Origin of the sequence: Planococcus circulans, assembly GCF_020023385.1 — a bacterium.
Taxonomy (GTDB): domain Bacteria; phylum Bacillota; class Bacilli; order Bacillales_A; family Planococcaceae; genus Planococcus.
This window is the reverse complement of record NZ_JAIQCL010000006.1, coordinates 71,529-91,494: the sequence shown is the minus strand read 5'-3', so window position 1 is coordinate 91,494 and position 19,966 is coordinate 71,529. Positions and strand designations below refer to the sequence as shown.

The 19,966-nt window shown below is 47.8% G+C and carries 20 protein-coding genes; 6 read left to right on the top strand and 14 right to left on the bottom strand.

Going from position 1 to position 19,966, the window contains the following annotated elements; genetic code table 11:
* Positions 1–295 precede the first annotated feature (295 nt).
* The 4 genes from K8U60_RS11295 (at position 296) to K8U60_RS11280 (ending at position 4,550) form a co-directional block, all read left to right on the top strand.
* Positions 296–1,048: a TerC family protein gene (locus K8U60_RS11295; protein WP_223638817.1), complete on the top strand. Its 753-nt coding sequence runs from the start codon at positions 296–298 to the stop codon at positions 1,046–1,048.
* Between the two features lie 88 nt (positions 1,049–1,136).
* Positions 1,137–2,498, top strand: coding sequence for a phenylacetate--CoA ligase family protein (locus K8U60_RS11290; RefSeq protein ID WP_223638814.1), 1,362 nt, complete (start codon positions 1,137–1,139; stop codon positions 2,496–2,498).
* Between the two features lie 48 nt (positions 2,499–2,546).
* Positions 2,547–2,816 (top strand): hypothetical protein, encoded by a 270-nt coding sequence (locus K8U60_RS11285; protein WP_223638811.1) that lies wholly within the window; start codon positions 2,547–2,549, stop codon positions 2,814–2,816.
* A 132-nt stretch (positions 2,817–2,948) separates the two neighbouring features.
* Positions 2,949–4,550 (top strand): pyruvate oxidase, encoded by a 1,602-nt coding sequence (locus K8U60_RS11280; protein WP_223638809.1) that lies wholly within the window; start codon positions 2,949–2,951, stop codon positions 4,548–4,550.
* A gap of 95 nt (positions 4,551–4,645) precedes the next feature.
* On the opposite strand, the gene K8U60_RS11275 is transcribed toward K8U60_RS11280, so the two are convergent.
* The 3 genes from K8U60_RS11275 to K8U60_RS11265 form a co-directional block, all read right to left on the bottom strand.
* A complete protein-coding gene (locus tag K8U60_RS11275) occupies positions 4,646–6,745 on the bottom strand; it encodes a sensor domain-containing protein (RefSeq protein WP_223638807.1) in 2,100 nt (699 codons plus the stop codon).
* Between the two features lie 174 nt (positions 6,746–6,919).
* Positions 6,920–7,726, bottom strand: coding sequence for a helix-turn-helix transcriptional regulator (locus K8U60_RS11270; protein ID WP_223638805.1), 807 nt, complete (start codon positions 7,724–7,726; stop codon positions 6,920–6,922).
* Positions 7,727–7,891: 165 nt separating this feature from the next.
* Positions 7,892–8,437, bottom strand: a complete 546-nt coding sequence (locus K8U60_RS11265) for a GNAT family N-acetyltransferase (RefSeq protein ID WP_223639345.1) — start codon at positions 8,435–8,437, stop codon at positions 7,892–7,894.
* Between the two features lie 308 nt (positions 8,438–8,745).
* Here K8U60_RS11265 and K8U60_RS11260 point away from each other — a divergent pair, with 308 nt between their 5' ends.
* A complete protein-coding gene (locus K8U60_RS11260) occupies positions 8,746–9,132 on the top strand; it encodes a VOC family protein (RefSeq protein WP_223638803.1) in 387 nt (128 codons plus the stop codon).
* 763 nt (positions 9,133–9,895) lie between these two features.
* Here the strand turns inward: K8U60_RS11260 and K8U60_RS11255 are convergent.
* The 8 genes from K8U60_RS11255 to K8U60_RS11220 form a co-directional block, all read right to left on the bottom strand.
* Complete coding sequence (locus tag K8U60_RS11255; RefSeq protein WP_223638800.1) at positions 9,896–11,128, bottom strand: MFS transporter; 1,233 nt, start codon at positions 11,126–11,128, stop codon at positions 9,896–9,898.
* Positions 11,129–11,270: 142 nt separating this feature from the next.
* Complete coding sequence (locus K8U60_RS11250) at positions 11,271–11,594, bottom strand: ArsR/SmtB family transcription factor (RefSeq protein WP_223639342.1); 324 nt, start codon at positions 11,592–11,594, stop codon at positions 11,271–11,273.
* Positions 11,595–11,743: 149 nt separating this feature from the next.
* On the bottom strand, positions 11,744–12,379 hold the full coding sequence (locus K8U60_RS11245; protein ID WP_223638798.1) for a hypothetical protein: 636 nt from the start codon (positions 12,377–12,379) through the stop codon (positions 11,744–11,746).
* Between the two features lie 282 nt (positions 12,380–12,661).
* The gene (locus tag K8U60_RS11240) at positions 12,662–14,665 is read right to left on the bottom strand and encodes an ABC1 kinase family protein (protein WP_223638796.1); all 2,004 of its coding nucleotides are present in this window, start codon (positions 14,663–14,665) and stop codon (positions 12,662–12,664) included.
* A gap of 128 nt (positions 14,666–14,793) precedes the next feature.
* Positions 14,794–16,056 carry an MBL fold metallo-hydrolase gene (locus K8U60_RS11235; protein ID WP_223638794.1) on the bottom strand — a complete coding sequence of 421 codons (1,263 nt, stop codon included), beginning with the start codon at positions 16,054–16,056 and terminating at the stop codon, positions 14,794–14,796.
* Positions 16,057–16,260: 204 nt separating this feature from the next.
* Positions 16,261–16,770: a P-loop NTPase family protein gene (locus K8U60_RS11230; protein ID WP_223638792.1), complete on the bottom strand. Its 510-nt coding sequence runs from the start codon at positions 16,768–16,770 to the stop codon at positions 16,261–16,263.
* On the bottom strand, positions 16,767–17,216 hold the full coding sequence (locus K8U60_RS11225; protein WP_223638790.1) for an SRPBCC family protein: 450 nt from the start codon (positions 17,214–17,216) through the stop codon (positions 16,767–16,769). Before K8U60_RS11225 ends, K8U60_RS11230 begins: the two co-directional genes overlap by 4 nt.
* A 15-nt stretch (positions 17,217–17,231) precedes the next feature.
* Positions 17,232–17,684, bottom strand: a complete 453-nt coding sequence (locus K8U60_RS11220; RefSeq protein WP_223638788.1) for an SRPBCC family protein — start codon at positions 17,682–17,684, stop codon at positions 17,232–17,234.
* 180 nt (positions 17,685–17,864) lie between these two features.
* Between K8U60_RS11220 and K8U60_RS11215 the strand changes: the two genes are divergently transcribed.
* Positions 17,865–18,053 carry a hypothetical protein gene (locus tag K8U60_RS11215; protein WP_223638786.1) on the top strand — a complete coding sequence of 63 codons (189 nt, stop codon included), beginning with the start codon at positions 17,865–17,867 and terminating at the stop codon, positions 18,051–18,053.
* Between the two features lie 46 nt (positions 18,054–18,099).
* Here the strand turns inward: K8U60_RS11215 and K8U60_RS11210 are convergent, their stop codons facing one another.
* From K8U60_RS11210 to K8U60_RS11200, 3 genes are all read right to left on the bottom strand, one after another.
* Entirely contained in the window at positions 18,100–18,687 is a 588-nt protein-coding gene (locus K8U60_RS11210) for a histidine phosphatase family protein (RefSeq protein ID WP_223638784.1), read from the bottom strand.
* 96 nt (positions 18,688–18,783) lie between these two features.
* Positions 18,784–19,161, bottom strand: a complete 378-nt coding sequence (locus tag K8U60_RS11205) for a VOC family protein (RefSeq protein ID WP_223638782.1) — start codon at positions 19,159–19,161, stop codon at positions 18,784–18,786.
* Positions 19,162–19,334: 173 nt separating this feature from the next.
* Positions 19,335–19,706 carry a nuclear transport factor 2 family protein gene (locus K8U60_RS11200; protein ID WP_223638780.1) on the bottom strand — a complete coding sequence of 124 codons (372 nt, stop codon included), beginning with the start codon at positions 19,704–19,706 and terminating at the stop codon, positions 19,335–19,337.
* Positions 19,707–19,966 lie beyond the last annotated feature (260 nt).

Genomic DNA, 19,966 nt, shown 5'->3' with positions numbered 1-19,966 from the left:
CTGTTTTTCTGTTTAATAAGCATCATAATGGTGGTATAAACTGATTAAAGAGCTGAACGCCAACAAAGAGTTCCGTCTCACGGAAAAAGAGCCACAGGTTTAAACAGGTACCACCTATATGAATTCCCCGCAGACAAGGGGGAGTAGCTGGAGGAACACCTCTTTCACAATCGTCAGGACATGATGATGCGTCATCATCGGTTGTGATGGCAGATACGAATGCTCAGCGAGACCTTTGCCTAATTAATTAGGCATGGGTCTTTTTTGTTTGATTTCAAGAAGGAGGAGAACGGCGATGGATGTGTTAGTGCTGCAGTATGCATGGATTCTTTTGGTGCTGGTGGGCCTTGAAGGCTTGCTTGCTGCTGACAATGCGGTTGTGATGGCGGTTATGGTCAAGCATTTGCCGAAACCGCAGCAGAAAAAAGCCTTGTTCTACGGATTGTCGGTGGCGTTTCTGTTCCGGTTTCTGGCTCTTTTCGCGATTACTTTGCTGGTCAACATTTGGCAGATCCAGGCGCTCGGTGCGTTTTACCTGATCTTCATCGCGGCGAAGCACCTCCACGACCAGCGGAAACACCACGTCGTCTTGGAAAGTGGGCACAAAAGCCATTCTGGTTTCTGGACCACCGTATTGAAGATTGAAGTTGCGGACATCGCATTTGCGGTGGACTCGATGCTTGCGGCGGTCGCACTGGCTATGACGTTGCCGCATTGGGGAGCGTTTTCCATTGGCGGCATCAACGGCGGGCAATTTTCCGTCATGATTGCTGGGGGATTGATCGGTGTGGTGATTATGCGCTTTGCGGCCCATAAATTTGTCCAGTTGTTGGAGCGGTATCCGACGCTGGAAACCGCCGCCTTCATTGTGGTCGGCTGGGTCGGTGTGAAACTGGGTGTGTTGACTCTGTCCCACGAAAAGATCGGCTTGCTGCCGCATGATTTCCCCCATTCACTGCCGTGGACGGTGGTTTTCTGGACAGTCATGATCGGCATAGTGGCGGTCGGTGCATGGACCGGGAAAAAGCACAATGATGCTGCGCAGTAAATGAGTTTTTTAATGTGTTGCTGCCGCAGAAGGCGCCGCATGGTAAACTGGTAGCAACAAATCCGACCTTCCGAAAGGAGAAACCAGCATGAAAGGGATGGGACTTCTCACCGCACTTCGCCTGACGCACCGCGCGCGGAAGCTAAACCGGAAACAGCTGGAAGCGCTCCAGCAAAAGCGCCTTGCGCGTCTCGTGCAACATGCTAGACGCAGCCCGTATTTCCAGAGGAAACTTTCACATCTTGACGGGCCGCTCCGCTTGTCCGATTTGCCCGTCACCCAGAAGAAGGAACTGATGGCGAACTTTGATGACTGGCTCACCGACCGCTCCGTCTCGAAACAAGATGTGGAGCGGTTTATGGAAAATCCGGACAACATCGGGCGGAAGCTGAACGGCCGCTACCTGGTCAACACCACCTCCGGTTCTACGGGACATCCAGCCATTGTCCTGTATGACAAGACCACGATGAATGTCGTGTCGGCAATCGCGGTACTGCGCGCTGTCGCCAAACGGGAAGATTTACAGGCGTTTCTTAGAAGCGGCAAACGCACAGCGGGTCTGTTCGTCGATGGCGGCTTTTACCTCGGCAACGGGACGGTGCGTTATAACCAGCGGCGCATGCCGTGGAAGAAAAACCAGGTCATCGTCGATGTGCGGCAAGACACCGACAAAATCGTCAACCAGCTGAATGCTTTTCAGCCGGCGCTCCTCGGCGGCTACCCTACGGCATTGGAACTGCTTTTGCCCTATAAGCGGAGCGGGAAGCTTGCCATTTCACCGGTGCTGATCATGGCGGGCGGTGAACATCTAAGCAGCGAATTGCGGACAGAGCTCAGAGAGGCGTTCGGCTGCACGGTCCAGTCGACTTATGCCTGCACAGAAGCCGGAACGATCGCTTGTGAATGCCGGAAAGGGCGTTATCACCTTAATGAAGACTGGCTGATCGTCGAAGCGGTGGATGGGGACTTCCGTCCAGTGGCTGACGGCGTTCAAGCGGAACAATTGCTGATCACCAATTTGTTCAATTACACGCAGCCGTTTATCCGCTACGCCGTGACTGACCGAGCGACCGTCTACAGCGCGCCTTGTCCGTGCGGCAAACCAAGCCGCTGGATCGAACTGGAAGGGCGCACAGATGAAATCCTGAGCTTTTCAGGTGGCCGCAAAGTCGCGCCGCTTGCCTTGCAGTCTGTAATGGCCGACATCGAATCGATCGACCGCTTTCAGCTGATCCAGCGCAGGGAAGATACGCTTGAACTCCGGCTGCAGGCACAACACCCGGACCATGCATTTAGGGAAGCGCAACACAAGCTGCAGGCGTTCTTTGAGGGTCAAGGCATCCACGTGGACATCGCGCTGTCTGGGAAAGCGCCCCAAGCTCATCCGGGCAGCGGGAAATTCAAGCATATCTACGCTTATCCGGCGCAGCCGCCTGAAAGAACAGGGTAACCGAAATGCCAAGAGATCGGTTGACTGCTGAAAAGGGGGAAAAGGTTCATGAGAAAATTTTTGGGTTCATTGATCGGTGGGCTGTTGGCCGGCTTGCCTTTGGCATTTTGGTGGATCGGCTATGAAAGCATCACCTACAGCCAGTTGAATTTGGCCGGCGTCGACGAAGTCGTGGTCCGGGAGATGGATTTCGACTTCGTATTTTATGCCTCATTGCTGGTCGTCGGTATTGCGGCAGTCATCTATTCTATCTGGAGCTGGGTCGATAAAAGGCGGGAAGAACGGTTTTACCGGGATTATAAGAAGGATTCCAGCTAAGAACAGAGCTTTTTTGCCGCTGCCTGCGGCAATGGGCTCTTTTTTTATTGCCAAACGTTTAACACTCACCGGCTGGAGGTATGAGCAAGAGATAAGGGCTTATGCCTAACTTTTTGAAAGTGAGGGATGTCCATGTTTGACAGGACAGCTGGAAGTTATGTCGTTGAACTGCTGAAAGAATGGAAAGTGGACCATATCTACGGGATGCCGGGCGACTCCATCAATGAATTCATGGAAGAGCTGCGAAAAGATGAAGTGATCCGCTTTATTCAAATCCGCCACGAAGAAACCGGAGCGCTTGCAGCGTCCGCCTATTCGAAATTGACCGGCAAGATCGGCATCTGTTTGTCGATTGCGGGTCCTGGAGCGGTGCATCTTCAAAATGGCTTGTATGATGCACAAAAAGACAAGACTCCCGTCCTGGCGATCGTCGGGCAGGTCAGCAGCGAGCTGGTTGGAACGGACAGCTTCCAGGAACTGAAGATGGAGTCGCTGTTTGAGGAAGTTGCCGTCTACAACCGCCGCGTCCAAACGGCGGAACAGTTGCCCGACATGCTGAATCAGGCCATCCGGACGGCTTATGCCGAAAAAGGGCCGGCGGTGCTGATCGTCTCGGATGATCTGTTCGGCACCAAAATCAAGCGCGATAAAGAACTGACTTCACCTGCCTATGCCGCACCGAACATCCGGGCGCATGAAGAAGACCTGCAGGACGCGTTGAAGTTGCTGCAGGCCGCGAAAAAACCGGTCATTTTGGCCGGCAAAGGCGCAGCCGGCGGCACCTCGGAAGTTCTGGCGTTTGCAGAAAAGCTGAAAGCGCCCGTGATCGCCTCTTTTCCGGCGAAAGGCATTATTCCAGACGACCATCCACATAACTTGGGCCAATTGGGGCAGCTCGGCACCGATCCAGCTGAAGAAGCCATGAAAGAAGCGGATCTGTTGATACTGGCGGGCACCGCGTTTCCGTACCGGGAGTATTTGCCTGACGACGCACCGGCCATTCAAATCGATGTCGATCCGAAAGTCATCGGCAAGTATTACCCGGTGCTGGTGGGACTGGTCGGGGAACTGGCACCGGCTGCTGCCTGGCTGACCGGCCATTTAGGGGAGAAAGAAGACGCTTTCCTCTTGAAGTATCAGGAAAAACGTGCACAGTGGCACGAAACCCTCCAAAAGGATATGGCGCAGGAAACGGACCAGCTGCAGCCGCAGCACGTCATTGCGGAAGTGCAGTCCATTTTGGAGCGCGACGCGGTGGTGTCACTCGATGTCGGCAGTGTAACGCTGTGGGCAGCGCGCTACCTGCAATTGACCCAGCAGCAGCTCGTCGTGTCGGCGTGGCTTGCGACCATGGGATGCGGGTTGCCGGGGGCGATTGCCGGGAAGCTGGCGTATCCCGACAAGCAAGTCGCGTCCCTGCTCGGCGATGGGGGCTTTTCGATGGGCATGCAAGACTTTGTCACGGCAGTCAAATACGACTTGCCGATGATTCTAGTCATCTTCAACAACCAAAAAATCCAGCTCATTGAACACGAACAGGAAGAAATGGGCAATCAGGCGACACAGACCAATCTGGCGAACATCGACTTTGCGGCATTTGCCCATGCCTGCGGAGGGGAAGGCTATACTGCGAAGACAAGAACTGAGCTGCGGGATGCGCTGGCAAAAGCCAAGGCGAGCCGCAAACCGGTGGTCATCGACGCTTTTGTGGAAGACAGTGCACCGCCTTCTTAATGATGAAGGCAGGTTTCATCTCTACTGATTATAAAAATAAAACAGAACAACGCAAAAAGCGGCCGGTAGAAAAAACCGGCCGCTTTTTAGGTTATTCATTGATTGAATAGAGTGGAGAGATTATGCAATTCTGCCGGCAGGGGACGGCCGAAATAATAGCCTTGGCCTTCATCGCAATTTTCCCCTTGCAGGAAAGCCAATTGGGTTTGTTCTTCAATGCCTTCCGCTACGACACTCATGTTCAATTGATGCGCTAAGGAAATGATGGTGGCGGTGATGGCTTTGCCATTCAAATTTTTGCTGATGTCTTCGACAAAGCTGCGGTCGATCTTTACCCGGTCAAAGGAAAACTGACGCAAGTAGCTGAGGGACGTGTAGCCGGTGCCGAAATCATCAATGGACATGGAAACGCCGAGCTCTTTCAAGCTGTTTAAGCTGCATTTGAGCAAGTCCGTGTCCACCAGTAAAATGCTTTCCGTCACTTCCAGTTCCAGCCACTTGGCATCCAATCCAGTTTCTTCTAGTATCGCTTTTACCGTCTGGACGAAATTCGGCTGCTGAAGCTGGATCGTGGATATGTTGACGCAGATTTTAATGGGCGGATAGCCTTCGTCCTGCCAGGCTTTGTTCTGGATGCAGGCAGTGTGGAGCACCCAGCGGCCGATGGAGACGATTTGTCCCGTTTCTTCGGTTACCGGGATAAAGATATCCGGCGGCACCAAGCCCAATTCCGGGTGGTTCCAACGGATCAAGGCTTCCATCGCACTCAGCTTGCCGCTCTTCAACTGGATGATGGGCTGGTAATGCAGCACCATTTCCTGTTTTGTGAGGGCCGATTTCAACTCTCGTTCGATGGTCAGCCGGTATGCAGATTGATGATCCAGTTCTTCGGAATAGACCGTGTACTGATTGGTCTTGTATTTTTTTGTGTAGTACATGGCGGCGTCCGCTTTTTTGATGAGTGCATTGGAGGTTTCTTCCGGCCCGATGCTGAACGCGATGCCGACGCTTGCCGAGATGGCGACGGCATGGCCGAGTGCTTCAAATGGCTTCGCCAGCGATTCATGGAGCTGTTCCGCCAAATGGAAAACTTCCTGTTGATCGAGGTTCGGCAGCAGCACCGCAAATTCATCGCCCGCAAACCTTCCCACGGTATCACATCCATTAACACTGTCCAACAGCCGTTGTGCGATTCCTTTTAAAAATTCATCGCCGAACTGGTGGCCGAACGAATCATTGATGAATTTAAAGCGATCCAAGTTCAAAGAAAGCACGGCAGGTTGGCATTTTTCGCCAGCAGTGTTTTCAATCGCCTGTTTGACCCGGTCTTCGAATAATTTGCGGTTGGGCAGCCGGGTCAACGGATCAAAAAATGCCAGTTCTTCCATCAGGTTTTTATAGTAGAGTTCATCGGTGATGTCTTTGGCAATGCCGTACGCGCCGATAATGTTGCCGTTTGCCTTCATCGGAAAATTGGTCACCAGGAGATTCCGCTTTTTCCCGTCTTTTCGGATGATGGCGACGTCATAGGTTTCTGTAATGCCGCTCAGGGCGTTACGAAAATGAAGGAGGGCAGTGGGCAGGTCTTCTGAAACGATCATCGGGCTGAACGTCAACTGAAGGATCTCTGAGATTGAATAGCCGGATAAGGTTTCACATGCCGGATTGGCCGTCTTAAAATTCCCCTCCAGATCGAAAGTGAAGACTGCATCCGGATTGTGGACGAATAGGGAGTTCAGCCGATCTTCGTTTTCTTTTACCAAAAGATTGGCTGTGACTTCGGCTGTGACGTCAATAACGGTCCCGCACAAAATGGTTTCATTTTGCCATTGCTTTTTAGTCGAATGTATTTCAATATGGCGCAACTGTCCGTCCCTTCTATAGACTCGAACACGGTAACGTGCATAGGTGTCCAAGTTATTGCTATTCAGCATCCGTGCCTGGATAATCGCCAAATCTTCCGGATGGATGAGGGTATTGGGCGTGACGTTGGCGTTCAACAGCTCTTCTTCGCTATAGCCGATCAATTCACAGAAATGCTGATTGACGTAGGAAAAAGACAAACCTCTTACTATATACATGCTGATAGGTGCTTGGTGGACCATACCATCAAAGAGATCTTTATACAGTAAATCGTTGGACAAAGACATTTTTTCAATACTGGAGGATTTTAGATTGTTTTTATCGTATTCCATAAGTTGAACCTCCATTGAGTTGAACAAATACTGTTTTACAGCTAGTGAAGCCTGACAGCTAACTTTCTGTCGTTCTGTGCAATAATATGACTGCTTGTTATGTATGATAACGTATCCTTCAAACAACTTCCATTTATTTTTTAATTTAACAAATAAAATATGGTCATTTTGACTTTAACTTTCTTTCGTAGAGTCGAGCCGGTAAAGCCTGGGGGTGATGCCGACCGCTTTCTTGAAGGCTGCTTGGAATTGGGTAGCACTTTTGTAGCCGACACGTGAACCGATAGATGCCACAGCAGTTTCAGTTGTGGCAAGCAGCTGTTTTGCCGTATGGATACGGCAGGTGATGAGGTACTGGAGCGGACTCATACCGGTATGCTGTTTGAAGAGGCGCGCCAGCTGGTACTTGTTCATGGCGAACTGTACGGCAAGGTCGTCGAGCGACAGGGAGCGGCAATGGTGTTCTTCCATATAAATCTTAACCAGTCGGATTGTTTTTTCACCATCAATGGAGTTTTGCGTGTCTGTGGACCGTTCTAACAGCGCTAAAATCAATCCGACCAAGTGATGGGTGATCCTGGAGTCTGGATGTGGCTGAGCGTTTTCCTGCTGGAGCCGTGCAAACAGCGGTATTATTCCGGCAAGGTCGTCAACATGGATCACTTGCGGCACATCAGCCATGAGAGCGGATTTTAAATGAGGCGGAGTAAACGACAGCCGGTATCCCCTTTGCTTTGGTACAGCAGGATACTCCATTTCATGCCAGGACCCCGAAGGCACGAATAAAGCCGTACCGGAAGGGAGGGAATAGGATTGCGTGCCGATTTTACAGCGGACACAGCCTTCTGTCACCAGCAGCAATTCCGCCGTGTCAGGGTGGCGGTGGAGCGGCTGATGGCTGGGCTCACCGTGCGGAATTACAAAACGCTGGATAGAATGGAACAGGTACGTTTCTGAGGTGGAATGGATCGTTTCAGTCAAAAGAATCGCTCATTTCTGCTTTTCTTCTAGTTTAACAAGAATTGATAAGAAATTCTGTATAATACCGGTAAATTTCGATAAAAAAGAGCGAGTAAATACAAGAATCGATAAGAAGTGATTTCTGCAGGCCCGTACAGAGAACAGGGAACAAGATTATTTATGTTTCTACCGGACGCCTGCATGTAGTTGGCTGCAGTAATCCTCCCGGAGCATGGCCATCAGGATTTCGTCGGAATAGCTATTGTTCAGGTAAAGGGACTGCCTTAAAGTTCCTTCTTGTTTAAATCCTGCTTTTTCATACGCTTTGATGCCACGGACGTTATGCGAGTACACTTCTAATTCCAGGCGGTTTAGCTGGAGGTCCTCGAAAGCGAAAGCCAGGGCAAGTTGCGTTGCTTCAGTGCCAAAGCCTTTGTTCCAGTTATTTCGGCTGTGCAGCGCTATTCTAAAGCCGGCTTTGTGATTGTCCGGGTCAATGTCCAGGATGGCCAGATCCCCGATAATTTCGTGGGTCGCCGTTGAACATATCGCAAAGTCATAACGGCTTGGATCTTGGCTGAACTGCTGATGGCTTTCCCGGATGCTGTCGAGTGTAAAAGAAGTGCGGGTGCCTGTCATATACAAGGTTTCTTCGTCTTGGCAAGAGCGGTAAATGCTTTCCATGTCTTCATCTTCGATCGCTCTTAAATAGACTCTTGCGTTGTTTTTCATCATCAATTCTCCTTAACTTCCAGAGTAGTGGCTGTTGCATGGTTTATTGAGCTTAGAACGCGTCCCATGAATTACATACGTTGGAAACAAGAAATGGTTTCAAAGCTGGGCTGTAAGTACGGGAGAAGCGAAATCAGCAACTTCAGGAGGGGATTTGGTCTTCATTTTGCCGGAAATAGAGGGTTTTGGATATGAATATTCTAAAAATTAAGCTAAACTCTAAGTAAATAATGGAGCAAAGGAGGGAATCAGACAGTGGTTTTGCCAAGAAACACTCGAATCCATGCACAGAAAGAAGGTGAAATGCCGTGAAAGAGCTTTGGATCAATTTACCCGTTAAAGATCTGCGTAAATCCAGTGAGTTTTTCAGCAATATCGGCATTGAGATCATGAACCAGGGACAAGAAAACAACCAAATGATCGGAATGGTCGTAGGTAATCACCAAGTTCACGTTATGCTGGTTTTGGAGGAGCGATTTAAACGATTTTCACTCAATGAGTTGGCAGATACCAATCAGTCGACAGAAGCATTGTTTTCAATCTCAGTAGGTACTAGAGAAGAACTTGATGAGACGATCAGCAAAGTGAAACAAGCAGGCGGATTCGTGTTTGCCGAACCGTCAGAGCAAGATGGATTGTACGGCGCAGGATTTGCGGATCTGGACGGACACCGGTGGAATTTGCTGGTGATGTAGTGAAGCGGATTGTGCGTCAGGAACCGTAAACTCGGCTCATGATCGATACGAATTGTGTTTACGGGATTGCGATTGGATTTGTAAAACAAAACTTGCTGAAGAGTTTTCCTGTCGTTAGAAAAATTCTTCAGCAAGCAGATGCTATAAGTTTAGAGTAAAGATGAGATTTAGATAAACCGGACGAAAAAACAGACCATAAACGGAAAACCGGAAAATGAGTCAAAACCGCCAAAAATACCGAAAAAATCGGTTTCGTCTCACTGTCTTAAGCATACTTATTGAATGAGACGTTACTTCCGATAATTTATATTATGTCTACTTAAATTAAATTTTAAGAAAAGAGGCCTTTTGCTGTCGGCTCTCCTTCCATCTTCGCTGTTTTCACGTTCGTTATACATCTCTTAAAACTTACTGCATCCACTAATATATCTTAGACGCGCTGTCGTTTCAAAATTCATCGATTAAAAAACATTCAGTGCTAGTTAAGCTTGCTTGCCTGGCATCGCTCATCAGCTCCTTTAAAAACATCTTTATCGTTAGCAAATGCTCATCCAATCCATCATTAACTGTACGGCGCTATTCACTATTAATCTCTAGAACTTGCTGCAATTCGTCCTTCACAGAATAACCAATCGTTCCTTCTCCAAAAAACGTCTCACTCTTATATCACGTAAGCTACATTGAATGATAGATTCTGCTTAGAACGCTCCAAGTTATTGAAAACGCAAAAAAAACACCCAACTAACCGCTGAGTGTTTAAGAATTATAGGTTCGAACCTTGGTATGCAGGTTTGGTCACCGTCTCATCTTTTTGGTCTAAACGATAACTCACGAATGCCAAACCGGATGCGATCAGCGCACACAGTCCGCCGACCCACGATAAGTGGACCAAGCTGCCGTTTGCGACGACGTATCCGCCAAGTGTCGCTCCCAGTGCGATGCCGATATTCACGGCTACAGGTGTGAGTGAAGAAGCGAAATCCTTCGCAGCCGGAAAATAAACGGCTGCCAGGTTCATCAAGTATAATTGAATCGTCGCATTCATGACGTAGATCATGACCGCCATCAACATGATGCTGACGAGCCCGGCTATGGTCGATTGCATCGTGAAGAACAGCGACCCTAAGATGATGGCCTGTGCGATAAACACAAAGCGCAGCTTGCTGATGCCGTTATGGCTGGCAATTTTTCCTGCCAATACATTGCTGAGGATGGAAAACGCCCCATAGCCCAAAAGAATGATGCTGATGTATTTTGTCTGGATTCCCAGCCCTTCTTCCAAGATCGGAGTGATATACGTATAAACCGTGTAAGTTCCTGCAATGGCGAACGTCGGAATAAAGAACGCCAGCACCATCCGCGGGTTGGTCAATAATTTCAATTGCTCTTTGGCGGATGCTTTCTCGACCGGCAAATGTTTCGGAATGATGAATATGCTGATAATCAAACTGATGACACCCAAGAGCGCTGTGAACCAGAACGTCAGCTGCCAGTTGCCGAGTTGTCCGATGAACGTCCCTAAAGGCACGCCCAGCACATTGGCGATGGTGAAGCCGGCGAAAATAAGGGCGATGATCGCCCCTTTTTTGGCTTCCGGCATGGTATCACTCGCAATACTCATCGATAAAGCGATCAACACTCCGCTGACAACAGCTGTTAAAACACGTGATAAGATCAGCAGTTCATAAGAACCCGACAATGCACTGATGACATTGCCGATGATGAAAATCGAAATGAATAAGAGCATCAACGGATATTTCGGGAAACGGCTGACGTAAGCTGTCAATAAGGGGGTTCCAATTGCATAAGCGATGGCGAATCCTGAAATCAACGAACCTGCTGTAGCCAGTGTGATATTCAAATCGCTTGAAACCTCACTTAATAACCCGACGATGACAAACTCGCTGGTTCCCATCACAAAGGTCAATAAAGTTAAGGTAAATGCTAATATTTTTTGTTTCGTCGTTAATAGATCTTCACGTACATGTGCAGCCATAAAACGGTTCACTCCAACTTCTGTTTTTATTTATCGTGCGGATTCCCCTACTCTTCTTTCACAAAAGTTTGGAATTTAAAATATAGATATATCTAGAAAAATCGATATATAAAACTGACAGAGATTTGCCTCCAATTCGGAATCAAATCTCCTGTTTCACGAATTCTGCAATTTTAGCCAAGGTCTCTTCGTTCCGTCTGTAATACGTCCATTGCCCATATCTGACTGCTTCCAAGAGTCCTGCCTTTTGCATGAGCGACAGATAATGCGAAACTGTGGATTGGGATAAATTCACTTTATCCTGTATGTCCCCAACACAAACCCCACCTTTGATGCTGACCTCCTTCGGCAAATGCGCCTGTTGTTTCGGGAAGTTTTTTTCAGGTTCTTTCAGCCATTTCAAGATATCCAGACGGGTCTTATTCGACAAAGCTTTAAATACCTCTAATTCATTTAAATTATCCATGAACGTATTGTATATCGAATTTGTTCGATATGTCAATCAATGAGTGCCGGAGACACCATCCTCCTATACGCATCAAAAAAAGCCACTCAAATTTGTGGCTGTTTCTCTTTTCTGCATGTAGTTGGTTTTCACAAGCGTTCCATAGTTCTCTACTTTTCTTCATTGTTTACCAGCGCTTGACGCAGTCCGTCCTCATAGCCATCCAAGTATTCGATCTTCCCGATTTTTCCTTCTTCAGGCGTGATTGCTTCTCCTTCAAAATTGAATTGACTGGATTCCCCGTCTTCATCTGTGTATGCAACTTGGAAAGTAATGTCGTATAGCGTTGCTTCATTTTCATTTTGAACAATTTCAATGGCAGAAGTAGTTAAGTTATAATCATGATCAAATCCAGAATACATAAAAGCGGATGTATTTTTGAAGGTCTCATAGCCGTTCTCTGTAAAATAGGATGCATAAGTTTCTTCCATATAACTCATGAGGTCTTGGTATTCCCTTGATTCTAGAAAGGCATCATAATCATCAACATATTTTTCTGAAACCTGAGCTTCCCCCATTGCATCCCATAATTCATTGTACTTCTCATCTGGACCATTGAATTCCTTTTCAATAACAGTCCGGATCGCTTGTTCATTTTTATCAACCGATTCTTCGGCTTCTGTCCCGCCGCCTTCTGATGTGCCATTGGCTGAACAACCCGCAATCAACAAACTGGCGAAAATAAAAAACACTAGACCAACAGTTTTTTTCATCGATGCATGTTCGTTGTCCTTAAAATAATACATAAAATCCCTCCTCCTATAGTCAGTAAAAGGTGTTAACTGTTTGCTAAGTAGTAATACGAATAAAACGGAAAACGGTTTCAATTTCCTTACAGTTAATTTACATGTTTTTACTGTTAAAGAGATTTTCTCTCCTTTTGTATCAGAATTGAATAGTACCAATGATATCCAGTCATTACCAGGGAGGTGAATTTCAGTTCAGTTGTTCGGCTTTCAGGAGAATCCACAAAGTGTGAGCTTCTATAAAATAAAAAAGATTATACCCTTCTCAGGATATAATCTCTTCTATGTCGTGCTTCGTTTCATATCGCGTATCGCCTGGATGGACAGACGGACCAACAGGATGACACACAGGAACAATCCGGTATAGGCGGCTGTATTCAAATAGACCGCATATTGGGTATTGATGAACTGTGCAATGGCTAATAGAGCGGCTGATACTAGCCCAAAGGTAATACCGGACATGAGCAGCACGAATCGGGAAAACAGCTGTAGGACAAAATTGGCATTGTGCTTGTCGGAGAACACGTCATGGTGCAGGATGATTTTGCCGCCTTCAATGCGCTGGATCAATTGATCAGCCCGTTTCGGCAACTTCATCATTTCCGGGATCAGCAACGCCAATTCCTCTTCGATTTTTTGCTTGGTCTCACGCGGCTCAGTGAAGGGCTTCTTCAGTACGGCAGTCTTGTATTTTTTCGCAAAGACCTTGGCTTCTGTAAACATATCGAACTTCGGATCGATGGTATGGAGCGTACTGTCCAGACTGATCAAGGACCGAAGCGCCATGCCCACGGATGGGTAGAACGCCAACCCGAATTCACGGACAATGTCGAACATGGAATGGATGAGCTCATCAGTCGGGATCTTGTCGACATAGGAGATCTTCAGCAGCAATTGCCCAATCGCCTGTTCGAGCTTTTGGCGTTCAATTTGGCTATTGTCTTCCACTAATGCATTGATGGCATCATAAATGACTTCTGCGTCGTTTTGCTGGACGCCGATGATAAAGAGGTTCAAGCCATCCTGTTGAGGAGCGGCCAGCCGTCCGACGGCACCGAAGTCCAAGAGAATCGGTTTCCCGTCCTGTTCATCGATGAAGATATTGCCGGGATGGGGATCGGCATGAAAAATTCCGGAAAACAGCATTTGTTCGAAAAATGAAAACAATATGGTGCGGCCGAATTCCTTCTGGTCGATATGAAATTGGTCAAAGACTTCCTGGCCGCGGGAAATGCTTTTCCCTTTGAAATATTGCATGACGATTAAATTATCATTGCTGTATTCACGGTAGACATGGGGGATCTTGACCGGGTAATCGCTTTTTTTGAGTGCGTTGGCAACTTGAATGGTGTTGCGGGTCTCGATGCCGAAATTGATTTCTTCACGCAAGCCGTTCGCAAAACCGATCGCCAATTCACGAAAGCCGATGTTTTCCGCCCATTTGGATTTGCTGGCGACCCAATCGGCAAATTCAACCAGAATATCCAAATCATTGCGCATAATGCCTTTGACTTCCGGCCGCAGCAATTTAATCACGACATCTTCTTGCGTCTTCCTTAAGACAGCCCGGTGCACCTGCCCGATCGAGCCGGCCGCAAGCGGATCCATATGGAATTCCGAAAACACGTCTTCGACACTCGCGGATAAGGAATTGTTTAAAATCGTTTTGACCTGATCGCTGGTCAAAGGTTTGACATCCTGCTGCAGCGTTTCCAGTTCTTCGATGAAAACCGGTGAAAACAGCTCAGTGCGCGTCGACAAGACTTGGCCGAACTTGATGAAGATCCCGCCGCTTTGTTCCAGCGTATCACGGAACGCGATGGCGAAATCCCGGTTGCTTTCCCGGTGGCGCGCATAGCGGATGGTTCGGGAAAATCCGTTTCGGACAGCGATCTCCAGTACCTGGCTCAAGCGTTTTTGGCGCCGCCACCGATGCCTCAACCTTTGGATGATGAATTTCTGTCCGGTGATGCGCTCTCCTCGTTCTCCCAGTTCTATGGGATCGAAAAGCTCGAAAAACAGGTAGAACAGCATTGAAATCAACAGCATGCTGCCGATCCATATGATGGCGCTGGCATCAGTAACTGCAATAGCGATATTTTCACTTAAAACATCCGTGTAGCGCAAATAGGAATACCAGTAGACAAATGTCGTCAAGCTGACCCCCAGCAGGACAGACAGGATTCGTTTGGTGAAGTTGATCTGCGAACCCATTAAACGGCCACTCACATAATAGATGAAAAAGGCCACTGCCAGTAGTCCCATCAACATAATGAAATAGATCATGAAGGGCACTCTCCTTTCATCACCAATCCTCGACAGCAATAGGTGAGCTTTATTTCTTCAGTATATCAAATCTTTAGGCGGATAGACCTGAATCACTCAGAAAAGCGGATGCCGAGAAATTTGGCCGATCACGGTTTTGACCCCGTCGTCACCGGCATTTTTTGGATCAGTTCCAGCAAGCCTGTGGGGTATAACGTCGTTTCATCAAGTGCCAGCTCATCGAGCGTGACCCATTTCGCTTTGGTCGTTTTGCCTCCTTCGGTTACATCAAACTCTTCTTGCTGATAGAGAGCCTCTTCTTCAAATTCGACTTCATAGAAAAGGATAATTTCATGGAAGACCTGGTTCTTGAGCGTGAAGATATTCTCCAGCACATCCAGGTAGCGCACAATGCGGATGCTTGCGCCAGTCTCTTCTTTGAATTCCCTTTTCAAGCTGACAGCGGCCGGTTCCCCAAGTTCAATGGTGCCGCCAAGTGGCCGGTAAAATGGACCGGTACCGGCTGAATGGGGTCTAAATTGCTGTTCCAGGAGAATTGCATCACCTTTTCTGAGAATTCCTAAGGTAGTCGCACGTGGACTGAGGTGGCGGTTCTTTTTCTTCTCATAATCAGAGATTACAGAAGAGACGATATGGATGGTGTCCCATTCCCTTTTCGAAAACTCGATGATGGGATACGTTTTTTGAAAAAGCTGTTGATTGATGTCGCTTGAAGCCAGCCCTTGTTCATAAAGCCCGATGATTGTTTGCTGAAGGGTTTCCAAATGATGCAGCTTCTGCTCAAGCAAAGCACGTCCATTCTCCAGAAAGCCTGCATGGCTGCAAAATACCGATGTGAACGGCAGCGCCAATAGTTTGCGTAATGACGCTGCAATGAGTGCGACCGATTCAGTCTTCATCATGACACGCGTCTTCGGTGAGACAAATAAGTCCCCTGTGAAAAGACGACCCGATTCCTCATGAAACAAAGCGACATGGTCGTCTGCATGGCCTGGTGTATGAATCACTTGCCAGTCGAGTGTGCGGGAGCGGACGCGCGCTCCAAGGGGTTGTGCGTCAAATGCGCTTCGATTGCCCCAAGTAATTTTCCGGTACTCCGGGTACTCCCCGTTTTCTTTTATAATTTCCAATCCCAATGGATGAATAAAGAATGGAATCTCCCGATTTTGTTGAAGCCAAGCCGCATTGCCGGTATGATCCTCGTGATGATGTGTCAGCACGACCCGGTCGAACGTGTGCTCATTGAAAAAGCCGATCAATTCTTCCTGCAGCTTTTCGGCACCGGTATCGATCAGCATGCCGTCAACCAGATAGACGAAAACTTTGCTTCGGGTTTCTTCGAGTATCCCTTCAACGCACAGCACCCGTTCTTTTTCATAGACTTTAAGCATGTTCTTTTCCCCCTCTGGCTCCCTATCTGTTTCTTTCATGATACAAATACGGCCGGCTTCTGTCACGCAAAGCTTTAAACCGGTAAAAGTATAAAGCTTTCAAGTTTCTTTTCATACAGATTTTCTTTTCTTGTAGACGGTTTTGAATTTTAATGATATGTCCTTAAGTAGTTTACTACATATTTATTAAAAAAAGCATTTTCCCTACTCTCGGATCTGTTCGACCAGAAATTCACTGACTTGTCTACGTTTTTTAAGGACCCGTGTTTTTTCAGGTATCGATTCGAGTTTTTCAAGAAATACCGGCTTCATCGTTTCTTCAAAATAACGGTTCCATTTGAACATTTTCAGTAGCATCGATAAACGGGGCTTGTAATTGGACCGCTCCACCCCCACCCGCTGTTTCAAATAACGGAGAATACATTGATAGGTTCTCTGATGATAAGGGATGTCCAAGAAAATCACCATGTCCGCAGACCTGATCGCATTTTCCGTCCAACCGATGTGGACGCCTTCGATAATCCAATCCTCCTGTGTGACTGCCGCAAGGAACTGCGCATCTCTGACAGGTTCGGCATTACGGACGTCTCCGCCCTCCTGCCGCTGCCAGACGAAATTATCCGTTTCAAAATGCGGAATGCTTAAGGCATGTGACAACCGGCGCGCCATGGTGGACTTGCCGCTCCCGACTGAGCCGATGATGTAAAGTTTCATGACTCCGCCGCCTCGGCCACCCGCGCCATCAAATCTTCCACTTCCTGCCGGCTGCTGTTACTCGGATCCAGCTTCAATAAGGTTCTTCCAACCAGGTTGACACCTGCATTGGAGCCGCTGTAGACAAACAAGGTCTGATCACTGCTTTTTTGGGTCAAGGAAAAACACAGCGAGATGCGGAACAGCCCAGCTGCTACAAAACTGATATCTTTGCGTTTGTACGCCGGCAAATCTTCATAAGCGGTAATTTCCATGACATAGCTGACCAACCGATTGCCCATCCGGTTCTGCTGTGCATACTTGGATCCCACCCGGTTCGGCGGCCCTTCGAGCAATTGATGTTTTTCCAGCTGCGGCATAATCGTCTGCAGTTGCTCGTCTGAAAACAAGCTCCACACCTTATCGATTGGCGCATTGATCACCCGTTGTTCATTCCACTGGATCATCTCCCCCGCTCCCCTCTATAGCTTCAGTGCTTCATCCCTTACCCGCTCCATGAACGTGGTGACGGTCTGCTGGCGTTTTTTCTTGCTGCCCGACAGCAGCATCGCTTTGCCCATCAAGCCTTTGCCTTTATTGGTGCCTTCATAGATGAACTTTGTGCGATTTTCCCCTTCCCTCACCAGCGTAAACGAATAAAACACTGTGAAGCTTTGCCCCATCTCAAACTGTGTCTGTTTGAGTTTTTTATCCGGACTGTCCGCATAGCCTACGGTCTCGATGATGTAGGTCTGCAGCTGAGTGCCTTCGTGATAGCTTTGTGCGTGTTTGGCGCCAAGCTGGTCATTATCGTTTTCCAGCAGGATATGCTCCTCGACTTTCGGCATCAGCTTTTTGATGTTGTCGTCCCGGAACAAACTCCAGACTTTTTCGATATCGGCATCAATCATCATTTCTTCTTTCCATTTCACCATGGGTGTTCCTCCTTCGGTCTAACTTGCTCTCAGTCATTATCCCATTCCTGCCCCAAAGATTCACGTCCGGTTGCTTCTGTTTCAGGGGACTGTGGCATACCTGTTCGAGTTCTCCGGATTTCCGCTCACTTGAAATAATCGCCAGCACCTTTATAATGGGAAAAGGAACGGAGTGATTCGGTGAAGACCGCGACCATATTGATTTTATTCATAATTGCGATGCAATTGATAACTGCCGCAAATGCCCTGCTGTTCAGTGGAGCGCTGGGCGATCTCGTTTTCTGGTTCAATTCATCTCTATTCATGGGGGCATTGGCTGTTTATGTTTACCGCATGGACAAAGACAAAGCAGCGGCCGGGAAAAAATAAAAAGCAGCAAAGACGTTTTGCGTCTTGCTGCTTTTTTTTCGATTGCCTATCGTTTGCTGACTGTTTTTTCGAGATGGCTGATCTGATTGTAGTTTCGGATGATCCAGTTGTCTTCATGAAAATGGATGTGGCTGAGGCAGGCATTCAGTAAGCGGGTTTTCCCGGAACCGATTTCACCGTCCGACAGCTCTCCAAGTATGGCGTTGATGACACCGCCATGGGAAACCAGCAGCACGCGCTGTTCTTTGTAACGGTCGTTGATGATCTTCAACCCCTGTGCCAGGCGTTCAGCAAATAGCTCACTGTCTTCCTGATTCGGATAATGCCTGTCCGGAAAAGTAAGTGCCCGCTCCTCATAGGTTAAGCCCTCTGCATCACCGAAATGCTTCTCCGCAAACTCTTCCATTTCAATCAGCGGCAAATCCAATGTTTCATTGATGATTTCAGCAGTACGACGGGCGCGCTGCAATGGGCTCGTGACGATCAGATCCCAGTTGGAGTCGGATAAATACGCCCCGCATTGAGCTGCCTGCTGGACACCTGCCTCGTTCAACGGAATGTCGGTTTTTCCTTGAATTTTTCCTCGTGCATTCCAATCGGTCTCTCCGTGACGTACCAAGCATACGATGGTCATATTTATTCACCCCTTTAGTCAATCGTGTATTTCTTCATTTTACCATAAAGTCACCTGAGGCTCATCTATAAAACCTCTACTTTAGCAGCTACTCGGTCAGTAGCTCGACACCTCTAGCAAATTGCCGTCGGGATCTCGGAGATAGACCGAATCCATTTTCCCAAGAGCCCCGGTCCTTTTGACAGGCCCTTCTTCAATCTCGACACCAAGTTTAGCCAAATGGGCTGTGATTTCCTTGACTGAGCTTTCTGTAATAAAACAAAGATCCCCGCTTCCTGCTGTCGGCGTTGCCGCTTTCGGTTCGAACTCTTTGCCTGTTTCATGAAGGTTGATTTTTTGATTGCCAAATTTCAGCGCAGTCCGCCCTTCCCCAAAACGAATCACTTCCATACCCAGTACCTGTTCATAAAATCTGCAGCTTTCTTCGATGGATGACACCGTCAAGACCAAATGATCCAAATGCGTGATTTTCATCCAGACACGTCCTTCATAAGTAGTTTTCCTGATGTATACCCTCTTTTTAACGTAAAAGCTTGTTTTGAACTCATTTTGTATTAGCCTTATGTAGATAATTACATTTATAAACCCAAACCCCATTTTGCCATCAAAAAAAGCCCCTATGGCTATCAGGGGCTGCCACACATCGGTTATTCCTTTAATTCGACGACAAAGGTGGTCATTTCTTTGATCTTGCCTTCATCTTCATCGTCCAATACATAAAAATCGCAATAGGCATAAATTTTCGGGACATCCCCTTTGCCTTTTCGGATCATCTTTCCTTTGAGCGCCGCTTCTCTGCCATTGGTCAAGGACAGCTCGGTGGTGTATTCCATGTCCGTATAGCCATCATCCACGCCGAATGCCACATCGAGAAATGCCTGCTTGCCTTTGATCGGTTCTGACCCCACTATGGTCCAAACGATGTCTTCCGCAATGCTCTCTTCTATGAATTGGCGGTCTCCCTGAAAGAAAGCCCCATTGAATTGCCGGAAAAAATCCGTGTTTCTTGCCGTTTTCATCGCCAGCCGCTCCTTCCGGTCCTTTTTTCCTTTCTTTGTATTTCTTCCGTTTAACGGTCTGCAGAACTCCCGCTTGAAACAACGGAAGATCCGCTGGTAATTCCCCTTTTCTTGGATAACCATTAGATAATAGCAACTGCCGGCCAACTTGCATACTTGCTGTGAGACTTTTCACCTCTTCCCGATCAATTTCCCCAGTGCACTGGTTCCGGACTCTTTAATTGCATCGTAGTATTCAATACCCCATTCCGTTTGAAAAC